We start from the raw sequence: 19,693 nt of genomic DNA, 5'->3' as shown, positions 1-19,693 counted from the left end.
GTGCAGAATGCGTCGATTCCCCTTCGAGTTTCACGCCAGTGGCGACTGTAAATGTTAATTCAATCTGTATTTGCTGTTATTGCGAAATCGTCTATTAGACTGTCATTTTGCACAGGTGATTTTGGAATGGGGTAGCCCTACTCTCGTTTGGGTGAAAAACTTAATCTGCACGAATCGAAATGAGGGGTGGATATGCGGATTAAACTTGAGCAGCTTTTTGAGGAAAATATAATCAAGACAGTAATGGTGGAGGTTTATGTTTAAGAGCGAATTTTATCCCGAGGTTCATTCCCGCGTGAGCGGAAATGAAACAATGGGAAGTGCTTTTTACTTATCGTGATCGATATCGAGTTTGCTGAATGTCACCTTACCGCCCTCTGTGGTGTATCCCGTGTTGTCCTGCACATACACCCCGGCCTTGAAGTACAGCGGTTTGACTCGCCAGGTCTGGCTGATGTTGGTGTCCCATTGGTAACCCGCGGCGCTGACCCCCAGCGCGCCGCCAGGACTGAGGTGAATGAGGTAGGAAAACTCCTGGTCCAGTTTCACGCCGGAGGCGACAGTGATTACCCGACCTTCGTCGTCATCGGGGTGCATGCGTACTTTGGCGACGATGTTGCCGCTCTTAGTGCTGGTCGTATATTGGTACTCGACCTTGACCAGAGGCTTCTGGCTTTGGTAGGCGTGGATCTGACCAATGACGATCTTTCCAGAGCTCGGCACCTGGTTCACCGCCAGGGTGGCACGCAGGAAGTTGTCGGCATTGGGGTAGTACCAGTTTTTCAGGGTGCCGTTGCTGTAGGTTTCCCGTAGTTCGGTACGTGGGTATTTGGCATTTTCGGTGCGCGTGCCAGTCACCGGGGTCCAGAAAATCAGTGTGCCGGTGTCGGAATGGAAGTATTGATCCTTGAAGCCATCTACCAGTTTGGATGTTTCAACGGTGTAGGGCGGGCTGCCGACGGGAACGCTGAGGTTCCAGGTTGCGAGATCGATCATAGTCAAAAGCTTCCACGAATTCATACTGCACGGGCGTGCCAAACGCTCTGGCACGCACTTTTTTGGGCGGCCTTTATAAGCGCAGTGAACTATTTTGTTAACGCCCATTGGGCAGGTTTTTGGCGTCAACATCCTGTCGAAATGCCATCCCTCCCGGTTTTGGCGGGCTGTAGCGCCGACCGTTAGTCGGCTAAATCTGCATCGGCCGAGTGATGGCGCACTGACACCTACTGCTTTCACTGATCACCGTCTAGAGTGAAGGCACAGTATCTGTCCGGTTTTCACGAGAAGTCGGCCTGACTTCCAGACCTAGAGAAGCAGCATGGAATGCGCGCACCCAATGCCAGCTGAAGGCCATTCAACCCTGTTGATCGTCGATGACTACCCTGAAAACTTGGTCAGCATGCGCGCATTGCTGCAGCGCCAGGATTGGCAGGTCATCACCGCTGCCTCCGGTTTCGAGGCGCTCGGGCTGTTGCTTGAGCACGATATCGACCTGGTGTTGCTGGACGTTCAAATGCCGGGCATGGACGGTTTCGAAGTGGCGCGCCTGATGCGCGGCAGCCAACGGACGCGCCTGACGCCGATCATTTTCCTGACCGCCAATGAACAGTCCCAGGACGCCGTGATCAAGGGTTACGCCAGTGGCGCAGTGGATTACCTGTTCAAGCCCTTCGACCCGCAGATTCTCAAACCCAAGGTCCAGGCGCTGCTCGAACATCAGCGTAATCGCCGGGCCTTGCAGCGACTGAGTCATGACCTGGAGGCCGCTCGCGCGTTTAACGCCTCGGTGCTGGACAACGCCGCCGAAGGCATTCTGGTCGTTGGCGAGGACGGCCTGATTCGTTTTGCCAACCCGGCGATGTCGCGGTTGCTCAGTGCTACGGTGCAGGAGCTGGAGGGCAGGGAGTTCCTGGATTTCCTGCAAAAACCACACATACCGGTGTGGGCCGATTCTGACGTGTTGAGCGGTTACAAGCGCGGCGAGACCTTGCGCCTGCACGACGCTTTGCTGCGTACCGCCCCCGGGCAACAGGTGCCGGTGGCACTGTCTTGCGCGCCACTGCCCTCTGACCAGCACGCGATGGTCGTGACAGTGTTGGACATGTCGGTGGTGCGCCACCTGCACCAGCAACTCGAATTCCAGGCGGTCACCGATCCGCTGACCGGGCTGCTCAACCGTCGCGGCTTCTACCAGACCGTGGAAAATCTGCTGTTGCGCGGCGAGCGCTCGGACAGCGCATGGGTCCTGCTGTACCTGGACCTCGATGGCTTTAAACGGGTTAACGATTCTCTCGGTCACGATGCAGGCGACCGGGTTCTTCGTTGGGTGTCAGAACAGTTGAAGGCCTGTCTGCGCCCGTTCGATATCCTGGCACGCATGGGGGGCGATGAGTTCACGGCGCTGCTGGACCTGGAATTTCCTGAACAGGCGGCAAAAATTGCGGAAAAACTCATCGAACGGGTATCGATCTGCCAGCAAATCGACGGTATGGATATCGTCCTTGGTGCCAGTATTGGTATTGCCACCTTTCCCGATTGTGGTGCCAATCTCGACGGTTTGATGCGTGCGTCCGATATTGCCATGTACGAGGCCAAGCGCGCCGGTCGTCAACAGTATCGGTTTTACGATCACGAAATGAACGGTCGGGCACGATCGCGCCTGATGCTCGAAGAAAGCGTACGCACGGCCATCGAAAACCGTGATTTCAATCTCGTGTATCAACCGCAGGTGGCTGTTGCCGATGGGCGAACTCGCGGGTTCGAAGCGTTGCTGCGTTGGCAGCACCCGAGCGTCGGCGACGTTCCGCCAGGATTGTTTTTGCCGCTGCTGGAAGAAGCGCGATTGATCAGTCGCCTGGGCAGCTGGATTTACCAGAACAGTGCCGGGCAGCGCAAAGCCTGGGAGGCTCTGTTTGGCGAGGATCTGGTGGTGAGCGTCAGTTTGAGCAGCACTCAGTTTGCCATGCCCAATCTGGTCACCGAATTGCGCCAGGTCGTGGAGCGCCATGGCTTGAAGCCGCGTCATCTGGAAGTCGAAGTGACGGAAGCGGCCCTGATGCACAACCCTGACGAAACCCGCAAACAGCTGCGTTTGCTGCGCAATCTGGGGGTGCGGGTGGCGCTGGATGATTTCGGTTCAGGCCCGTGTTCTTTATCCCACTTGCGCGATTTGGAGATGGATACGCTGAAGCTTGACCGCCATCTGATCAGCCGTATTCCTGAGTCTTCAAGGGATGCGGCCCTGGTGCGTAATGTGATCGACCTGTGCAAAGAGTACGGGATGCTGGTGATTGCCGAGGGGGTCGAAACCATGGCGCAATACCAGTGGCTGCAGGCCAATGGTTGTGAATATGTGCAAGGTTTCCTGGTAGCCCGGCCGATGATGGCCGAAGACACCGAAAGCTTTATGCAGCCCTTCGACTGGGGCGCGCTGACTCGCTGAATTCGCTACACTGGCTACCTTTTGCTGATTTGCGTTGCTGCTCCGATGACCGCGTTGAAGTACCTCCAGGCCTATCCGGCTACTTTGCAGGACCAAGTGCGCCAGTTGATCGCCGAAGGCCGGCTGGGCGATTACCTGAACCAACGCTATCCGCAAAAGCATGCGGTGCAGAGCGACAAAGCGCTGTATGCCTACGCGCTGGACCTCAAGCAGGAATACCTGCGTAACGCCCCCTCCATCGACAAAGTGCTCTTCGACAACCGTCTGGACCTGACCCATCGTGCACTTGGCCTGCACACCACGATCTCCCGGGTGCAAGGTGGCAAGCTCAAGGCCAAGAAAGAAATCCGCATTGCCTCATTGTTCAAGGAGGCGCCGTCGGAATTTCTTAAAATGATCGTGGTGCATGAACTGGCGCACTTCAAGGAGTCCGACCACAACAAGGCATTCTACAAGTTGTGCGAGCACATGTTGCCCGGGTATCACCAGGTGGAATTCGATGTTCGGGTGTACCTGACCTGGCGGGATATGCCGGTGGCTACAGGCGTGTAGGATCTGCCGCAGGTTCGGGCCGCGATCGGACGATCTTTTGATCTTAACAGGAGCAAACGTGACAGACGTAAGCAAGACCAAGAGCAGCTTCTACCGCCGCCTGTACGTGGCATACCTGATCGACAGCGGCCTGGCCAGCAGCGTTCCGGCATTGACCGAAGTCACCGGGATGCCCCGGCGGACAGCCCAGGACACCATCGCCGCCCTGGCGGATCTGGATATCGTTTGCGAGTTCGAACAGGAAGAAGGCGCGCGCAACCACGCCGGGCGCTATCGGATTCGCGGGTGGGGAGCAATCGATCGCGGCTGGATCGAGCGTAACCTTCGGCAGATCAAGGCGGTGCTGGAGTATCCCTGAGTTTCTACGGTGTTTGATCTGACGCCTTCGCGAGCAAGCCCGCTCCCACAGTAGATCTTCGGCATGACAAAGATCTGTGGGCCTGCTCGCGAAAGGAGCCCTTACGAACGACGCATACCGATATGTGGAATCCCGTCCTCGACATACACCTCGCCCGCGACTTCAAACCCGTACCGCCCGTAATACCCCTGCAAATGCACCTGGGCCGAGAGATAGACCGGCATTTCAGGCCAACGCTTCTCAATCTGCTTCAGCGCCTGGGCCATCATTTCATGACCCAGCCCGGTGCCTCGCGCCTGTGGCGCAATGATCACGCGGCCGATTACGACATCGCCGCCCTGTAGCTCGGGATCGAGCAGGCGCAGGTAGGCCACCAGCCGATCTTCGTCCCAGGCCATCAAATGACAGGTGTCGCCCTCCAGGTCCTGGCCATCGATGTCCTGATAAATGCATTTCTGCTCCACGACGAACACCTCGGCGCGCAGTTGCAAAATGGCATACAGCTGCTCTTTGCCCAGATCGCTGTGGTGTTTGCAGACCCAGTTGATTGTCATGTGCCGATTCCCTGAAAACGTCCTTGTGATACTAGGCGCCTGGACGATAGATGTCTCCATGGCGTAGTAATCTGTGACAAAGACCAAAATGCCATCATTCATTTATCGCGGTGCTGTCTTCTTTGTGTAATCTGAAACGGAGCGATGTGCAGTGCTGCAACGAGCTGACATCGAGTGCCTGGGGGTGCCGGTACGGAGTCTTGGCGTTTTCGCTGAAAACATGTCGGGCAGCCGCCCGCTAAGGATTTTCTGGCATGCCGCGATTGCATCGAGCCTTTGCCTTGTTTGGATTGCTGTTGCTGACTGACGCGGTGGCAGCAGAAAAGTTGCGGCTGGTGGCGGACGCCTGGCCTCCTTTCACCGACGCCACGTTGTACAACGGTGGGTTGGCCACGGATATTGTCAGTACCGCCTTGGCCCGAGCCGGCTATGCCAGTGATTTCGAGCAGGTGCCTTGGGCGCGGGCGCTGCTGGGGGTGGGCGAGGGTCGCTATGACGTTCTGGTCAATGCCTGGTTCGATGAGGAACGCACACGGCTCGGCCAGTTTTCGGGCGAGTACCTGATCAATCGCGTGCGTTTTCTCAAGCGTAAGGATGTACCCATCGAATTCAGCAATTTGCAGCAGCTATACACCTATCCGATTTCGGTGGTGCGTGGCTACGCCTATTCTCAAGCCTTCGATCAAGATGTTTCATTGCAGAAAATTCCGGTACATAACTTCGCCATGGCCGTACGCATGGTTGCTGCCGACAGGGTCAAGTTGACCCTGGAAGACGAATACGTCGCTCGTTACTACCTGGCCCGCGAATCTCCCAAAGTCCGTAACGCCGTGGAGTTCTTGCCCAAACCGCTGAGCGAGAACGGCCTGCACATTTTGGTCAGCCTGAAGAATCCGCAGCATGAGCAGATTGTCGCCGGTTTTGACCGCGCGATTGCGGCAATGAAGGCCGACGGCAGTTATGCGCGGCTGATGAAGCGACACGGCATGTAGGCGGTGGCTGTTGGTCCGGGCACCACCGCTCTCAATCTTCGCTGGTGTCCTTGATCAAATGCGCCGCCAGCGTACGCAATGGCCCCAACTGCCGGCAGATCAACGCCAGTTGCGTCTGCACCAATCGCTGGCCCTCGTCGATTTCATCGGGCATCTGCTCGAGCGTATTGGCCAACGCTTCCTCCTCATCGCTCTGAATGGCAATGGCGGATTTACTCGCCAGGCCTTGGGCAATTTCATCGATGCTGGCGGCCAGTTTCACTCCCGCGCCTTCGATCAGGTGTTCGCGTACATCCTGCGGTAATTGGGTTTCCCGATGCGCGCCCAGCCCGGACAAATAACTGAGCAAGGTGTGCGACAACACCAGGAAGCGGAACCCGACATCCGCTTCCTTACGGAAATGTCCCGGCTCCATCAGCATGTTGGCCAGGGTAGTCGACAGCGCCGCATCGGCGTTGTGAGCGTTGCGCCGCGCCAGGCGATACGCCAGGTCGTCGCTTTTGCCGGCGGCGTATTGCTGCATGATCTGGCGCAGGTAGATGCTGTTGCAGGTCAGGGTGTTGGCCAGCACTTTGTTCAGGCGACGACCCTGCCAGTCCGGGAGGAACAGGAACACCGCCAACCCGGCGATCAGGCTGCCGAGCAGGGTATCGAACAGGCGTGGCAGGAGCAGCCCGTAGCCGTCGCCCACCTGGTTGAAGCAGAACAGCACCATCAGGGTGATCGCCGCCGTCGCCAAGGTGTAGCGCGTGGTGCGGTTGGTAAAGAACACTACCCCGGCGGCAATCGCGAAACTCGACTGGATCAGCGGGTTCGGGAACAGGTCGAACAGGGCCCAGGCCAGGGTCAGGCCGATCGCGGTGCCGATGATCCGCTGGCCGAGCTTGCGCCGGGTTGCACCGTAGTTCGGTTGGCAAACAAACAGCGTCGTGAGGATGATCCAGTAACCCTGGGACGGGTGGATCAAGTGCACCATGGCGTAGCCGATGCTCAAGGCCAGGGGCAGGCGCAGGGCATGGCGGAACAGCAGCGAGGTCGGCGTCAGCTGTGTGCGCAAGCGTACCCAGACATCCTTTAGATTGCGCGGCGAGCGGTCGAGCAGGCTGCTGTCGGTGGCGTCGGCAAGGGTGTCGGGGTTGCTGGCATCGCTGAGCAGGCGGTCAAGTGTGGCCAGGTTCGCAGCCAGTGCCCGCAGTGAGCGCAACAGCCCGCGCCAGGCAGGATTGCTCTGAATGCGCAGGTGTTCGAGGGAGGCGTGCAGGTCGCCCAGGGCTTCGGCGAAACTCGCGTCATAGGTGAACGGCTGGCGCATCTGGATCGATTCGGCCAGCGCCCGGCAAGCCTTGCCTTGCTGGCGCAACAAGCGCTGGCAGCGGAACAGCACGTCGCTGTGGAAGAATGCATCGGCCAGGGCGTTGTAAGGGTAGTGCGAGGAACTGGCGCGTTCGTGGATGTCCTGGGCCAGGAAGTACAGCTTCAGGTAACGGCTGACTTTCGAGCCCGGTCGACCGTTGCCCACCCGGTGCAGGATGATTTCCTTGGCGGCGTTGAGTGCCGCAACCACGCGGCCGTTCTGCTGGGCCAGCTCCAATCGCCGAGCCTCCACGTCCATCTGCCGGATCGGCTCGAAAAGCGACGACTTCAACTTCAGGTAATAACCCAGCTCCCGGAACAGTTTCGCCAGGCTCTGCTGCACGGGCTGATTGGAAAACAGTGCCTGCCACAACACCGAGAGCAACCCGTACCAGGCGGCACCCGCCACCAGCAGCACCGGCTCATGCCAGAAATCGGTAACCGCGCCGCCGCGCTGATCGACACCGATCATGGTGTAGACCGAAAGAATCAGCGTCGCCGAGGCAATCGCCCCGTAACGCTCGCCAAGGGCGCCGAGCATGGTCAGGGCGAAGGCGGCCAGGGCGAAGGCGATGATAAAGAGTATGGGGTAGGGGAACAGCAGTTCGACCGACAGTGCGGCGACGGCAAAACACACCAGCGTCACTGCCAACGCGTTGAGGCGCCCCTGCCAGCTGTCATCGGTTTCGGCCAGGGCGCTGGCGATAATCCCCAGGAACAACGGGATCAGCAGCCCCATTTCATCCTGATACCAGCACAAGGCCATGGTGCCGGTCAGGGCGATGAATACCCGCACGCTGTAGCTGAATTTATCCAGTGCCCAAAGGCGGCGCAGAGACTGACGGAGTGAGGTCGATGACATGAAGTGCGAAGGCCTTCCGAGGCAATGACGCTAAATTGAGCCAGTAATGACGCCGACGCAATGGCGGCGATCACATCTGACAGCAAAATCTGTTCCTTTATCGATCAGTACACAGTCAGTGTGGGAGCGAGCCTGCTCGCGAAAGCGGTGGGTCAGCCAACATCAATGGAGGCTGACAGATTGCATTCGCGAGCAGGCTCGCTCCCACAGTTTTGATTCGTGTTTGTCAGACGTACTGCGCAGCCGCGTAACCCGAGGCCCAGGCCCACTGGAAGTTGAAGCCGCCCAGGTGCCCGGTGACGTCCAGCACTTCACCGATGAAATACAGGCCAGGGCTTTTGAGCGATTCCATGGTCTTGGACGACACCTCGTTGGTATCGACGCCGCCCAACGTCACCTCGGCAGTGCGATAGCCTTCGGTGCCTGCCGGCACGACTTTCCAGCTCGCCAGCTTTTCGGCAATGTTCGCCAGTTCGGCGTGGGTGTACTGCTTCATCGGTTTGGAAACGAACCAGTTGTCCGCCAGCAGGTTGGCCATCTTCTTGGTAAAGATTTCACCGAGCAGGGTTTTCAGTTCACTGTTCGGGCGTTCGGCTTGTTGCTGTTGCAACCAGCTTGGTACGTCGTGGTCGGGTAGCAGGTTGATTTCGACGGTGTCGCCGGATTCCCAAAACGAAGAAATCTGCAAAATCGCCGGTCCACTGAGACCGCGGTGGGTGAACAGGATGTTCTCGCGAAAGCTCTGGTCATTGCAGCTGACCAGGCAATCGACCGAGGTGCCGGACAGCTCGGTGCATAATTCCTTAAGCTGATCGGTGATGGTGAATGGCACCAGCCCGGCGCGCGTCGGCAGCAACTCATGACCGAACTGTTTGGCCACTTGATAGCCGAAACCGGTGGCGCCCAGGGTCGGGATCGACAAGCCACCCGTGGCGATCACCAGGGATTCGCAGGTAACCTGCCCCAAAGTGGTGTCCAGCAAATAGCCCTTTTCAAGCTTCTCGATGGTCTGGATCGAGGTGTCCAGGTGCAGGCTGACGCCGACCTGATTGCACTCATCGAGCAACATTTCGAGGATGTCGCTGGACTTGTTATCGCAGAACAGTTGGCCGAGCTTTTTCTCGTGGTACGGCACACCGTGCTTGGCCACCATGCCGATGAAGTCCCACTGGGTGTAGCGCGCCAGTGCGGATTTGCAGAAGTGGGCGTTCTGCGAGAGAAAGTTGCCAGGTTCGGTGTACATGTTGGTGAAATTGCAGCGGCCACCGCCCGACATCAGGATTTTCTTGCCAGCCTTGTTGGCGTGGTCGAGCAACAGTACCTTGCGCCCGCGCCCGGCGGCGGTCAGTGCGCACATCAAACCTGCGGCGCCAGCGCCAATGATCACGACTTCGGTAGAGCGCAAAACGGTGTCCTCTAAATGTGTCACCACAAAGCAAACTGTGGGAGCGAGCCTGCTCGCGAAAGCGGTGTGTCAGGCACCTTAATGTTATCTGACACTCAGTCTTCGCGAGCAGGCTCGCTCCCACAGGGGGTAGATGCGTTGTTGTTACAGGATGCGCACGCGCAACGAGCGGCCCTTGATCTTGCCGTCGTTCAGGCGCTGCAAGGCCTGCTTGGCGACAACGCGCTCCACTGCCACATAGGCCTGGAAGTCGAAGATCGCGATCTTGCCGACTTGGGCGCCGGGGATGCCAGCTTCACCGGTCAGTGCGCCAAGGATGTCGCCCGGACGAACCTTGTCCTTGCGGCCGGCAGCAATGCACAGGGTGCTCATCTGCGGCAGCAGCGGACCGCCACCCTGGGAGGTGAGGTTGTCCACCTGATCCCAGGTCAATGGGGATTTCTGTAGCTGTTCGATGGCTTGGGCGCGCTGGGCTTCAGACGGTGCGACCAGGCTGATGGCGAGGCCTTTTTCACCGGCGCGGCCAGTACGGCCAACGCGGTGGATGTGGATTTCCGAATCACGGGCCAGTTCGACGTTGATCACCATGTCCAGCGAGTCGATGTCGAGGCCACGGGCGGCGACGTCAGTGGCAACCAGTACGGAAGTGCTGCGGTTGGCGAACATCGCCAGCACCTGGTCGCGATCACGCTGTTCAAGATCGCCGTGCAAGCCGACGGCGGAGATGCCTTTGGCCGTCAGGTGATCGACGGTTTCCTGGACCTGCTGCTTGGTGAAGCAGAACGCCACGCAGGACGCCGGGCGGAAGTGGCCCAGCACCTTGGTCACGGCGCTCATGCGATCGTCCGGGGAAATTTCGTAGAAGCGCTGTTCGATCTGGGTGTCGTCGTGGAACGCCTCGGCCTTCACTTGCTGCGGGTTACGCATGAATTTCGACGCCAACTGCTTGATGCCCACCGGGTAGGTGGCGGAGAACAGCAGTGTCTGGCGACGCTCGGGGGCCTGCATGATGATTTCTTCGATGGAGTCGTAGAAACCCATGTCGAGCATGCGGTCGGCTTCGTCGAGGATCAGGGTGTTAAGGCCATGCAGGACCAGCGAGCCCTTGCGCAGGTGTTGCTGGATGCGTCCCGGGGTGCCGACGATGATGTGCGCGCCGTGTTCCAGCGAAGCGATCTGCGGGCCGAGGGATACGCCGCCGCACAGGGTCAGGACCTTGATGTTGTCTTCGGCACGGGCCAGGCGACGGATTTCCTTGGCGACCTGGTCAGCCAATTCACGGGTAGGGCACAGGATCAGCGCCTGGCAACCGAAGTAGCGCGGATTGATCGGGTTCAGCAGGCCGATGCCGAAGGCCGCGGTCTTGCCGCTACCGGTCTTGGCCTGGGCGATCAGGTCCATCCCCTTGAGGATCACCGGCAAGCTCTGCGCCTGGATCGGCGTCATCTGGGCATAACCGAGGGAGTCGAGGTTAGCCAGCATGGCGGCGGACAGCGGCAAAGTATTAAATTCGGTGGCGATGGTGGTCACGGGACTGGCCTGCAAAACAAAATGTCGCGCAGTGTACCAGCCCGATGGCCATTCGCCCTAAGGTTCGATGTGCTCTTCCGGACGCTTGACGCGCCGTCCGTCTTCCTTTGAGAGTTGGGAAAAGATCGCTGCCGCCAGCATGGCCATGATTCCGACGGTCACAAACGTCAGTTGGAACGCGCCCAACACCGTCTCCACGCCGTCATTGCCGATCCCTGCCGTGAAACCGCCTAGCAATGCGCCGGCGCAGGCCACACCCAGGCTCAGGGACAATTGCGCCACCACCGACAGCAGGCTATTGCCGCTGCTGGCACTGGCGTCGTCGAGGTCGATCAGGGTCACGGTGTTCATCGCGGTGAACTGCAAGGAGTTGATCGCCCCCAAAATTGCCAGCAGGCACAACAGCAGCCAGTAAGGTGTCTGCTCGCTGACCAGGCCCATGCTCGCCAGCATGATCCCCAGCGCCAGGGTATTTCCGGTCAGCACGATGCGGTAGCCCAGGCGTTCGATCAGCGGTCGCGCCACCCACTTGGCGATCATCGCGGCGGCCGCCAGTGGCAGCATGCTCATCCCGGCCTGGGACGGTGAATAACCCAGCGCCACTTGCAGCAGCAGCGGCACGAGGAACGGCAGGGCGCCACTGCCGAGCCGGGCGAAGAGGTTGCCGAGAATGCCAACGGCAAAAGTCCGGGTCTTGAACAGCGACGGCGCAAACAGCGGATTATCAACGTGGCCGGCGCGCAGCCAGTAGGCTGCCAGGCAAGCCATGCCGCCGAACAGCAGCAGCATCACCCGCAGGTGCGGCAGGTGCAGTTCGCCCAGGCCTTCCATGGCGATGGTGATCAGGATCATCGCCGCGCCGAACAGCAGGAAACCCAGGCTATCGAAGCGGGTACGCTCGGAGCCGCGCAGGTCCGGGATGAATTTCCACACGGCGTAGCAGCCCACGAGTCCCACCGGCAGGTTGATCAGGAAGATCCAGTGCCAGGTCAGGTATTCCACCATCCAGCCGCCCATGGTCGGGCCGAGCAACGGCCCGAGCAGGCCGGGGATGGTGATGAAGCCCATGATCCGCACCAGTTCCGAGCGCGGGTAGGCGCGCAGCACCACCAATCGCCCGACCGGCAACATCAGTGCGCCGCCCAACCCCTGGATAACCCGGGAGCCGATCAGCATGCTCAGCGTGTTCGACATTGCACAGAGCAACGAGCCGAGGCTGAACAGCAAGATGGCGCCGAAGAAGATTTTGCGGGTGCCGAAGCGGTCGGCGATCCAGCCCGAGGCGGGGATCAGCAAGGCGACCGTGAGCATGTAGGCAATGATTACGCCCTGCATGCGCAGGGGATCTTCCGCCAGGTCGCGGGCCATGGCGGGCAGGGCGGTGTTGAGGATCGTCCCGTCCAGGGACTGCATGAAGAAGGCAATGGCGACGACCCAGGGCACCCAGCGGGCGGTGACAGGATCGAGAGGCGGGCGGTTGGGCATGGGACCTCTTGTAGTTGAAGTTGTTAATGCAAGGCCATCGTCGGTCGCAGTCCCTGTGGGAGCGGGCTTGCTCGCGAAGAGGTCATCACGTTCAACATCAATGTTGACTGACCCACCGCCTTCGCGAGCAAGCCCGCTCCCACAGGGTGCCCTGTGTGCTGGGGATTTGTGTTTACAGGGTCAAGGTCAACCGGCTAATAAGCGCCCCCGGCAACAGCGCCGATGCCGTCGCCCGCTGGCTGTAGGTGCTCGCCGACAACAGCAGTTCGCGTTCCGCGGTCAGCGCTTCCAGCTGTGAGCCCAGCAAACTGTAGGCGCTGTCATCGAAGCGCATGGTGCTGACCGGAGCCTGGATCTTGCCATTTTCGACCCAGAAGGTCGCAAACCGCGTCATGCCGGTCAGGCGTGCGGCCGGTTGATCCGAAAAGTTCAGGTACCACAGGTTGCTGATGTACAAGCCTGTACCGAGTTGCTCGAGTATCTCTGCCTCAGGCAAATCCCCGGCGCGCATGTTCAGGGCGGTTGGCGACTCTCCACCACTGGCGCCGTTGGCGCTCAAGCCGTACTCTGCGGCGCTGCGTGAGCCCACGAGTTGCGCGCCGGCCTTGCCCTCGACGATCAACCCCAGGTCGCTGCGCGGATAACCTTCGTCGGAGAACGCCGGGCTCAGCGAACCACTGACTTTTTCCTCCAGCGAGACCAACGGGCTGAATGCTTGATCACCCCCGTAGAGCTTTTGCAGCGGACTGCTTTTGCTGGCAATCGACTGCGCCGAAAAACCGCCCCAGCACAGCATGCCCATGATTTCTTCCAGCGCGGCGGGCGCCAGGTAGGCGCGGTACTGACCCGGCGCCAAAGTGCGCAGCGGCCGTCCCAGGTATTCCAGCTGTTCACGTGCTTGCTGGAAGCGTCTGGCAAAGCCTTCGGTGTTCCAGTCGTGCCCGGCATAGCTGGCCTTGACCGCTTGGCCGTTTTCATGGAACAGGCTGAAATCGAAGTTGAAACTGTTGGCCTGATGCCAGCCGAAGGCGCCAGCGGAACTGGCGAAACCGCGGCTGATCGGCCCTGCCGCATAGAACCCGACCAGGTCCAGTCCTTCGGCGGCCTGGGTGATTTCGCCGACCACTTGCTCGGTGTCCGGTAGCGGGTGCTCCTGCACGTTCTGGCTTTGCCAGCCGTTGTGATTGAGCAGCAGGTAGGGGTCCTGGGGCAACAAAGGCAAGGTTTCGCGCAGTTGTTGCAGACCTTCGGCCAGACGCTGATGGTCGACTGCAGGGTCGCCTGCCAAGGTGATTTGCAGATCGGCGTGGCGGCCATCGTTGATCAATTTCAAACCGATGCTGGCCTGTTGCACCTGTCCGGCCTGACGCACCTTGGCGTGGTTGAAACGCACGAAGGCCGATGATTCGGCGGCGTAGCTCAGGGTGAACTGTTCCGGTTCGCGCAACGCTTCGCTTAACCCGGCCACCAATGCCTTGAAAGACTCGGCCTGTGCTTTCGACGTAGTCATCAGCTGTCTCCCCCAAAAACATCAACGTTGCTGAATACGCAGGCTGGCGAGGCATGGCCGACGCGAATCACTTGATTCGGTTCGCCCTTGCCACAATTGGGCGTACCCAGGACCTTGAAGGTGCTGGCATCGCCGACCGCGCTGAGGCTTTTCCAGAACTGCGCGGAAATCGCCCGGTAATTCGGGTTCTTCACCACGCCCTTTAATTCGCCGTTTTCAATCAACTGACCCCATTCGCAACCGAACTGGAATTTGTTGCGCGCATCATCAATGGACCACGAGCGGTTGGTGCTCATCAGGATGCCGTGCTCGATGTTGCCGATCAGTTGCGCAAGCGGCTGATCGCCAGGTTCGATGTTGAGATTGGCCATGCGGTCGATCGGCGGGCGGTTCCAACCGCAGGCACGGCTGTTGGCGACACCGTCCAGGCCCGCGCGAAATTGCGAGAGTGCACCGCCCAAGGGGCGCAGCAACAGGCCTTCGCGAATCAGGAATTGTTTGCTGGCAGCCGTGCCGTCGTCGTCATGGCCATAGCTGGCGAGCTGTTCGGGTATATCGGGGTCGAAGGTCACATTGAGAAGTTTAGAGCCGTATTGCAGGCGGCCAAAGTCTTCTGCCTTGACGAAACTGGTGCCAGCGTAATTGCGTTCATCGCCGAGGATGCGGTCCAGTTCCAACGGATGACCGATGGATTCGTGGATTTGCAGCATCATCTGGTCGGGCATCAGCAGCAGATCGCGTGGACCTTGCGGCGTGTTCGGTGCCAGCAGCAGTTGCAGCGCCTGATCGGCGACCAGCGGGCCGGCACCGACCAGGCCGCAGCGGCTGATCACATCCGCGCCACCCTGCTGGCCGAAATTCTCGCGACCCAGGCTGCGGGTCTGGCTGTCGTTACCGTCGTAGGCGGTGACATCGAGGCCCGGGTAGACGAAGCGTTGGGCCTGGCGCAGTTCGGCGCCGGCGCTGTTGAGGTAGATCTGCTCGACGTGGGTGATGCCGAGGCTGACCTGCCAGCTCACCAGGCGCTCGTCCTTGGGCACGGCGGCGGATTCGGCCCCCAGCAGCTGATAGCAGTCGCTCAGGGAGGGGAAAGGCTGGTCGAGGGTCGGCGAGAAATAGTCGGCACGGTCGCTGGAAACGGCGTGTTCGCGCAGGTCCAGCAGGGCATGGGGCTTGAGTCGGCGCGCCTGCTGTTCGGCGCGTTCGAGGGCGGCTTGCAGGCCCTGTTGCGACAGGTCATTGGTGGCCGCATAGGCTTCGACGCCATTGACTCGCACGGTCAGCATCGCGCCTTCGTCGCGGCTCAGGCTCGGCGGTTCGGCGACGTTCTTGCGCACCGACAGGTACTGGCCGGACTCTCGCACATAACGCAGGGAAAAGAATTCGGCGCCCGTGCGCAAGGCAGCAAAGCGCTGCTTGAGCTGGGGGTGGAAATCGAACATTCGGGAACCTCCTTGGTGTGGAGCATCGATGTTGCGCGGGGAGGGTGAAGCATTTGCGTGGCGCTAGAGTAGGCCTGCGAGGGGGATGGATCAAGGATGGAGCGGTGTCAGCGGGGATTGATCGTTCCCACGCAGAGCGTGGGAACGATCAGGGGGAGGCTTACTGTGCGGTGGCGCTGACTTCCCGCACAGGCTTGCCCTTCACCGGCGCATCGCCTGCTACGTAGTACTTGGCCTTGCTGCGCGGCAATGGCTTGCGACCACGGATCTTGTCGGCGATTTTCTCGGCCATCATGATCGTCGGCGCGTTCAGGTTGCCGGTGGTGATGATCGGCATGATCGAGGCATCGACCACGCGCAGGCCTTGCATGCCATGCACGCGACCCTCGCCATCGACCACGGCCATTTCGTCGGTGCCCATCTTGCACGAGCAGGACGGGTGGAACGCGGTTTCGGCGTGCTCGCGGATGAACTTGTCCAACTGCTCATCGGTTTGCACTTCGATGCCCGGGCTGATTTCGCGGCCACGGAAGGCGTCCAGTGCCGGTTGCTGCATGATTTCACGGGTCAGGCGGATGCCGTCGCGGAATTCCTGCCAGTCCTGCTCGGTGGCCATGTAGTTGAACAGGATGCTCGGGTGCTGGCGTGGATCCTTGGACTTGGCCTGGATGCGCCCACGGCTTGGCGAACGCATGGAGCCCATGTGTGCCTGGAAACCGTGCTCTTTCACACCGTTGCTGCCGTTGTAATTAATCGCTACCGGCAGGAAGTGGTACTGGATGTTCGGCCATTCGAATTCCGGACGGGTACGGATGAAACCGCCGGCTTCGAACTGGTTGCTGGCACCGATGCCGGTGCCGTTGAACAGCCATTCGGCACCGATCGCCGGCTGGTTGTACCAGAGCAGCGACGGGTACAGCGAGACGGGTTGGGTGCACGCGTATTGCAGGTACAACTCAAGGTGGTCCTGCAGGTTTTCACCGACGCCCGGCAGGTCGTGAACCACCGGAATGTCGAGCTTTTTCAGCAGTTCGGCCGGGCCGACGCCGGAGCGTTGCAGGATTTGCGGCGAAGCGATGGCGCCGGAGCACAGCAGCACTTCCTTGCGCGCCTTGGCTTCAACGCGCTCTTCGGCGGAGCCAACCAGGTAGCGCACGCCGACCGCACGCTTGCCTTCGAACAGGATCTTGTCGGTCAGGGCGTGGGTGACGATGGTCAGGGTCGAACGCTTCTTGGCGATGTCCAGGTAACCGCGGGCGGTGGAGGCACGACGGCCTTTGGGCGTCACGGTGCGGTCCATCGGACCGAAGCCTTCTTGCTGGTAGCCGTTCAAGTCTTCGGTGCGTGGATAACCGGCCTGTACGCCCGCTTCGACCATAGCGTGGAACAGCGGGTTGTTGCCGGCTTTCGGTGTGGTCACGCTGACCGGGCCGTCGCCACCGTGGTAGTCGTTCGGGCCGATGTCGCGGGTTTCCGCCTTGCGGAAATACGGCAGGCAGTCCAGGTACGACCAGTCCTCGAGGCCTGGCAGTTTTGCCCAGCCGTCGTAATCCATGGCGTTGCCACGGATGTAGCACATGCCGTTGATCAGCGAGGAGCCGCCGAGGCCCTTGCCGCGGCCGCATTCCATCCGGCGACCGTCCATGTGTGGTTCTGGATCGGTTTCGTAGGCCCAGTTGTAGCGACGGCCTTGCAGCGGGAACGCCAGGGCGGCCGGCATCTGCGTACGGAAATCCATGCGGTAGTCCGGGCCGCCGGCTTCGAGCAGCAGGACGGTGACGCCTTCATCTTCAGTCAGACGGGTCGCCAGGGTGTTACCGGCCGAGCCGGCACCGATGATGATGTAATCGAATTCTTGGGACATTGAATGCACCCTCTTGAAAGTTGGTCAGGTCAGGCCACGGCGAGTGCTGCGCACTCGATTCGCGAGCAAGCCCGCTCCCACATTTGATCTCTGGTGTACACAGGATCTGTGTCCACCTCTGGCCCCTTGTGGGAGCGGGCTTGCTCGCGAAGAGGCCCTCGCGAGCAATACAGGTCTCGGGTCTTAGAACACCGAGACGTAATCGCCCAGCTCGACCTGTACCGATTTGATGCGGGTGAAGTTGTTCAGCGAGCTAATGCCGTTCTCACGGCCAACACCCGACTGCTTGTAGCCGCCAACCGGCATCTTCGCGTCGGATTCGCCCCAGGCGTTGATCCAGCAGATACCGGCTTCCAGTTGATGAATCACGCGGTGAGCGCGGTTCAGATCCTTGGTGACGATACCGGCGGCGAGGCCGAAGTCGGTGTCGTTGGCGCGGCGGATCACTTCTTCTTCGGTCTCGTAGGTGAGGATCGCCATCACCGGGCCAAAGATTTCTTCGCGCACGATGGTCATGTCATCGGTGCAGTCGGTGAACACGGTCGGTGCGACGAACGCGCCCTTGGCGAATTCACCTTCGGTCAGGCGCTCGCCGCCGCACAGCAGGCGCGCACCTTCTTCCTTGCCCTTGGCGATATAGCCCAGCACGCTTTCCATGTGGGCGAAGCTGACCAGCGGGCCGAAGTTGGTGTTTTCATCTTCCGGATTGCCGACGCGGATGCGCGCAACACGTTCAACGATCTTGGCTTCAAAAGCGGCTTTCAGGTGCGCCGGTACGAACACGCGAGTGCCGTTGGTGCAAACCTGGCCGGAGCTGTAGAAGTTGGCCATCATCGCGGTATCGGCAGCACGGTCGAGGTCGGCGTCGTCGCAGATGATCAGCGGCGACTTGCCACCCAGTTCCATGGTCACGTCCTTGAGCGAAGAGCTCGAAGCGCTGGCCATGACTTTCTTGCCGGTGTCGGTGCCGCCGGTGAACGAGACTTTCTCGATGCGCGGGTGTTCGGTCAGCCAGGTGCCGACTTCACGGCCGCTGCCGGTCAGGACGTTGAACACACCCGCTGGCAGGCCGGCTTCGGTGTAGATCTCGGCCAGTTTCAGGGTGGTCAGCGAAGTGACTTCGCTTGGCTTGAAGATCATCGCGTTACCGGCTGCCAGGGCCGGTGCGGATTTCCACAGGGCGATCTGGATCGGGTAGTTCCACGCGCCGATACCGGCCACGACGCCCAGTGGCTCGCGACGGGTGTAGACGAACGAAGTGGTGCGCAAAGGGATCTGCTCGCCTTCGATGGCGGGTACCAGGCCTGCGTAGTACTCCAGCACGTCAGCGCCGGTGACGATGTCGACGTAGCGGGTTTCGGAGTACGACTTGCCGGTGTCCAGGGTTTCCAGTGCGGCCAGTTCATCGTTGCGTTCGCGCAGGATGTCCACGGCACGACGCAGGATGCGCGAACGCTCCATGGCGGTCATCGCAGCCCAGATTTTCTGGCCCTTTTCGGCGCTGACTACGGCGCGCTCGACGTCTTCCTTGGTCGCACGTTGTACTTTTGCGAGGACTTCACCGTTAGCCGGGTTGATGGCTTCAAACGTGGCATCGCTGCCAGCGTCACTGTAGCCGCCATCGATGTAGAGTTTTTGCAGTTCGAAACGGGCCATAAAGTCCTCGCAAGTGCATTGGTTATTGGCACGGTGCAGGTGTCGAGCGTTCTATGTGTGCTCTAACTCACCTGCTTGGCCAGTTGGATATCCATGTATTCGTAAGCGATCCGTTGTGCCTGCTCGGTGTCGAAAGCATCTCCCGACAGCGCGCCGCGCAACCACAAGCCGTCAATCAACGCTGCCAGGCCACGAGCCGCACTGCGCGCTTCGACAAGCGGCAACACGCGGCGGAACTGGCAGCACAGGTTGGAATACAGACGGTGATCGTTGATCCGCTGCAACCTGTGCAAAGACGGCTGGTGCATGCTGGTAGCCCAGAAGGCCAACCAGGTTTTCATTGCCGGGCCGTTGACCTGGCTGGCGTCGAAGTTGCCTTCGATGATCACCTGCAGATGCGCCCGCGGGCTGTCATCTGTCAGCGCCAATCGGCGCGCGGTGACGTTCTCGCTCAGGACGGTCATCAGGTACCCCATGGTGGCGGCGATCAGGCCGTTCTTGTCCTGAAAGTAATGACTGATGATGCCGTTCGAGACACCGGCCAAACGGGCGATCAGCGCAATGCTGGCGTCCCCCATTCCGACCTGGTCGACCGCCAGCAAGGTGGCTTCGATCAACTGTTGGCGACGGATGGGTTGCATACCGACCTTGGGCATCTTGCACATCTCCTTAGGCCTTCCGGCAGACG

Annotated in this window: 15 protein-coding genes; 4 read left to right on the top strand and 11 right to left on the bottom strand. The window is 60.2% G+C overall.

Features of this window, described 5'->3' with window-relative positions:
• Positions 1-327 precede the first annotated feature (327 nt).
• Positions 328-996, bottom strand: a complete 669-nt coding sequence (locus AC1Q8Q_RS08780) for a polysaccharide lyase family 7 protein (RefSeq protein WP_020800876.1) — start codon at positions 994-996, stop codon at positions 328-330.
• Positions 997-1,318: 322 nt separating this feature from the next.
• Here AC1Q8Q_RS08780 and AC1Q8Q_RS08775 point away from each other — a divergent pair, with 322 nt between their 5' ends.
• Genes AC1Q8Q_RS08775 through AC1Q8Q_RS08765 form a run of 3 tightly spaced genes read left to right on the top strand, consistent with a single transcriptional unit; the run spans position 1,319 to position 4,352 of the window.
• Complete coding sequence (locus AC1Q8Q_RS08775; protein WP_168759066.1) at positions 1,319-3,442, top strand: putative bifunctional diguanylate cyclase/phosphodiesterase; 2,124 nt, start codon at positions 1,319-1,321, stop codon at positions 3,440-3,442.
• 45 nt (positions 3,443-3,487) lie between these two features.
• Positions 3,488-3,994: a M48 metallopeptidase family protein gene (locus AC1Q8Q_RS08770; RefSeq protein WP_020800874.1), complete on the top strand. Its 507-nt coding sequence runs from the start codon at positions 3,488-3,490 to the stop codon at positions 3,992-3,994.
• Positions 3,995-4,052: 58 nt separating this feature from the next.
• Positions 4,053-4,352: a winged helix-turn-helix domain-containing protein gene (locus AC1Q8Q_RS08765; RefSeq protein ID WP_020800873.1), complete on the top strand. Its 300-nt coding sequence runs from the start codon at positions 4,053-4,055 to the stop codon at positions 4,350-4,352.
• Positions 4,353-4,453: 101 nt separating this feature from the next.
• Here AC1Q8Q_RS08765 and AC1Q8Q_RS08760 read toward each other — a convergent pair whose 3' ends face one another.
• Positions 4,454-4,906: a GNAT family N-acetyltransferase gene (locus tag AC1Q8Q_RS08760; protein ID WP_020800872.1), complete on the bottom strand. Its 453-nt coding sequence runs from the start codon at positions 4,904-4,906 to the stop codon at positions 4,454-4,456.
• Between the two features lie 254 nt (positions 4,907-5,160).
• On the opposite strand from AC1Q8Q_RS08760, the gene AC1Q8Q_RS08755 reads away from it, so the two are divergent.
• The gene (locus tag AC1Q8Q_RS08755) at positions 5,161-5,898 is read left to right on the top strand and encodes a substrate-binding periplasmic protein (RefSeq protein WP_083349844.1); all 738 of its coding nucleotides are present in this window, start codon (positions 5,161-5,163) and stop codon (positions 5,896-5,898) included.
• A gap of 31 nt (positions 5,899-5,929) precedes the next feature.
• On the opposite strand, the gene yccS is transcribed toward AC1Q8Q_RS08755, so the two are convergent.
• The 9 genes from yccS to betI all read right to left on the bottom strand — a co-directional run bounded on the left by yccS (position 5,930) and on the right by betI (position 19,661).
• Positions 5,930-8,113, bottom strand: coding sequence for a YccS family putative transporter (gene yccS, locus AC1Q8Q_RS08750; RefSeq protein ID WP_020800870.1), 2,184 nt, complete (start codon positions 8,111-8,113; stop codon positions 5,930-5,932).
• Positions 8,114-8,339: 226 nt separating this feature from the next.
• A complete protein-coding gene (locus AC1Q8Q_RS08745; RefSeq protein WP_020800868.1) occupies positions 8,340-9,518 on the bottom strand; it encodes a BaiN/RdsA family NAD(P)/FAD-dependent oxidoreductase in 1,179 nt (392 codons plus the stop codon).
• 144 nt (positions 9,519-9,662) lie between these two features.
• A complete protein-coding gene (gene dbpA, locus AC1Q8Q_RS08740; RefSeq protein WP_240963564.1) occupies positions 9,663-11,000 on the bottom strand; it encodes an ATP-dependent RNA helicase DbpA in 1,338 nt (445 codons plus the stop codon).
• Positions 11,001-11,105: 105 nt separating this feature from the next.
• Complete coding sequence (gene mdtD / locus AC1Q8Q_RS08735) at positions 11,106-12,533, bottom strand: multidrug transporter subunit MdtD (RefSeq protein WP_168759062.1); 1,428 nt, start codon at positions 12,531-12,533, stop codon at positions 11,106-11,108.
• Positions 12,534-12,705: 172 nt separating this feature from the next.
• On the bottom strand, positions 12,706-14,043 hold the full coding sequence (locus AC1Q8Q_RS08730; RefSeq protein WP_020796096.1) for a TldD/PmbA family protein: 1,338 nt from the start codon (positions 14,041-14,043) through the stop codon (positions 12,706-12,708).
• Positions 14,043-15,485: a TldD/PmbA family protein gene (locus AC1Q8Q_RS08725; RefSeq protein WP_020796095.1), complete on the bottom strand. Its 1,443-nt coding sequence runs from the start codon at positions 15,483-15,485 to the stop codon at positions 14,043-14,045. Before AC1Q8Q_RS08725 ends, AC1Q8Q_RS08730 begins: the two co-directional genes overlap by 1 nt.
• Before the next feature lie 160 nt (positions 15,486-15,645).
• Positions 15,646-17,349 (bottom strand): choline dehydrogenase, encoded by a 1,704-nt coding sequence (gene betA, locus AC1Q8Q_RS08720; RefSeq protein ID WP_020796094.1) that lies wholly within the window; start codon positions 17,347-17,349, stop codon positions 15,646-15,648.
• 183 nt (positions 17,350-17,532) lie between these two features.
• A complete protein-coding gene (betB, locus tag AC1Q8Q_RS08715; protein ID WP_020796093.1) occupies positions 17,533-19,005 on the bottom strand; it encodes a betaine-aldehyde dehydrogenase in 1,473 nt (490 codons plus the stop codon).
• A 62-nt stretch (positions 19,006-19,067) separates the two neighbouring features.
• Positions 19,068-19,661, bottom strand: coding sequence for a transcriptional regulator BetI (betI, locus tag AC1Q8Q_RS08710; RefSeq protein WP_020796092.1), 594 nt, complete (start codon positions 19,659-19,661; stop codon positions 19,068-19,070).
• Positions 19,662-19,693 lie beyond the last annotated feature (32 nt).

Source organism: Pseudomonas sp. GW823-FHT06B06 (assembly GCF_058795195.1).
This window is presented reverse-complemented; position numbering and strand designations above follow the sequence as displayed.

Excerpts from the sequence above, each read along its gene's own strand:
- AC1Q8Q_RS08780 (WP_020800876.1), bottom strand. The coding sequence starts at position 996 with ATGATCGATCTCGCAACCTGGAACCTCAGCGTTCCCGTCGGCAGCCCG.
- AC1Q8Q_RS08775 (WP_168759066.1), top strand. The coding sequence starts at position 1,319 with ATGGAATGCGCGCACCCAATGCCAGCTGAAGGCCATTCAACCCTGTTG.
- AC1Q8Q_RS08770 (WP_020800874.1), top strand. The coding sequence starts at position 3,488 with ATGACCGCGTTGAAGTACCTCCAGGCCTATCCGGCTACTTTGCAGGAC.
- AC1Q8Q_RS08760 (WP_020800872.1), bottom strand. The coding sequence starts at position 4,906 with ATGACAATCAACTGGGTCTGCAAACACCACAGCGATCTGGGCAAAGAG.
- AC1Q8Q_RS08755 (WP_083349844.1), top strand. The coding sequence starts at position 5,161 with ATGCCGCGATTGCATCGAGCCTTTGCCTTGTTTGGATTGCTGTTGCTG.
- yccS (WP_020800870.1), bottom strand. The coding sequence starts at position 8,113 with ATGTCATCGACCTCACTCCGTCAGTCTCTGCGCCGCCTTTGGGCACTG.
- dbpA (WP_240963564.1), bottom strand. The coding sequence starts at position 11,000 with ATGCTGGCTAACCTCGACTCCCTCGGTTATGCCCAGATGACGCCGATC.
- mdtD (WP_168759062.1), bottom strand. The coding sequence starts at position 12,533 with ATGCCCAACCGCCCGCCTCTCGATCCTGTCACCGCCCGCTGGGTGCCC.
- AC1Q8Q_RS08730 (WP_020796096.1), bottom strand. The coding sequence starts at position 14,043 with ATGACTACGTCGAAAGCACAGGCCGAGTCTTTCAAGGCATTGGTGGCC.
- AC1Q8Q_RS08725 (WP_020796095.1), bottom strand. The coding sequence starts at position 15,485 with ATGTTCGATTTCCACCCCCAGCTCAAGCAGCGCTTTGCTGCCTTGCGC.
- betA (WP_020796094.1), bottom strand. The coding sequence starts at position 17,349 with ATGTCCCAAGAATTCGATTACATCATCATCGGTGCCGGCTCGGCCGGT.
- betB (WP_020796093.1), bottom strand. The coding sequence starts at position 19,005 with ATGGCCCGTTTCGAACTGCAAAAACTCTACATCGATGGCGGCTACAGT.
- betI (WP_020796092.1), bottom strand. The coding sequence starts at position 19,661 with ATGCCCAAGGTCGGTATGCAACCCATCCGTCGCCAACAGTTGATCGAA.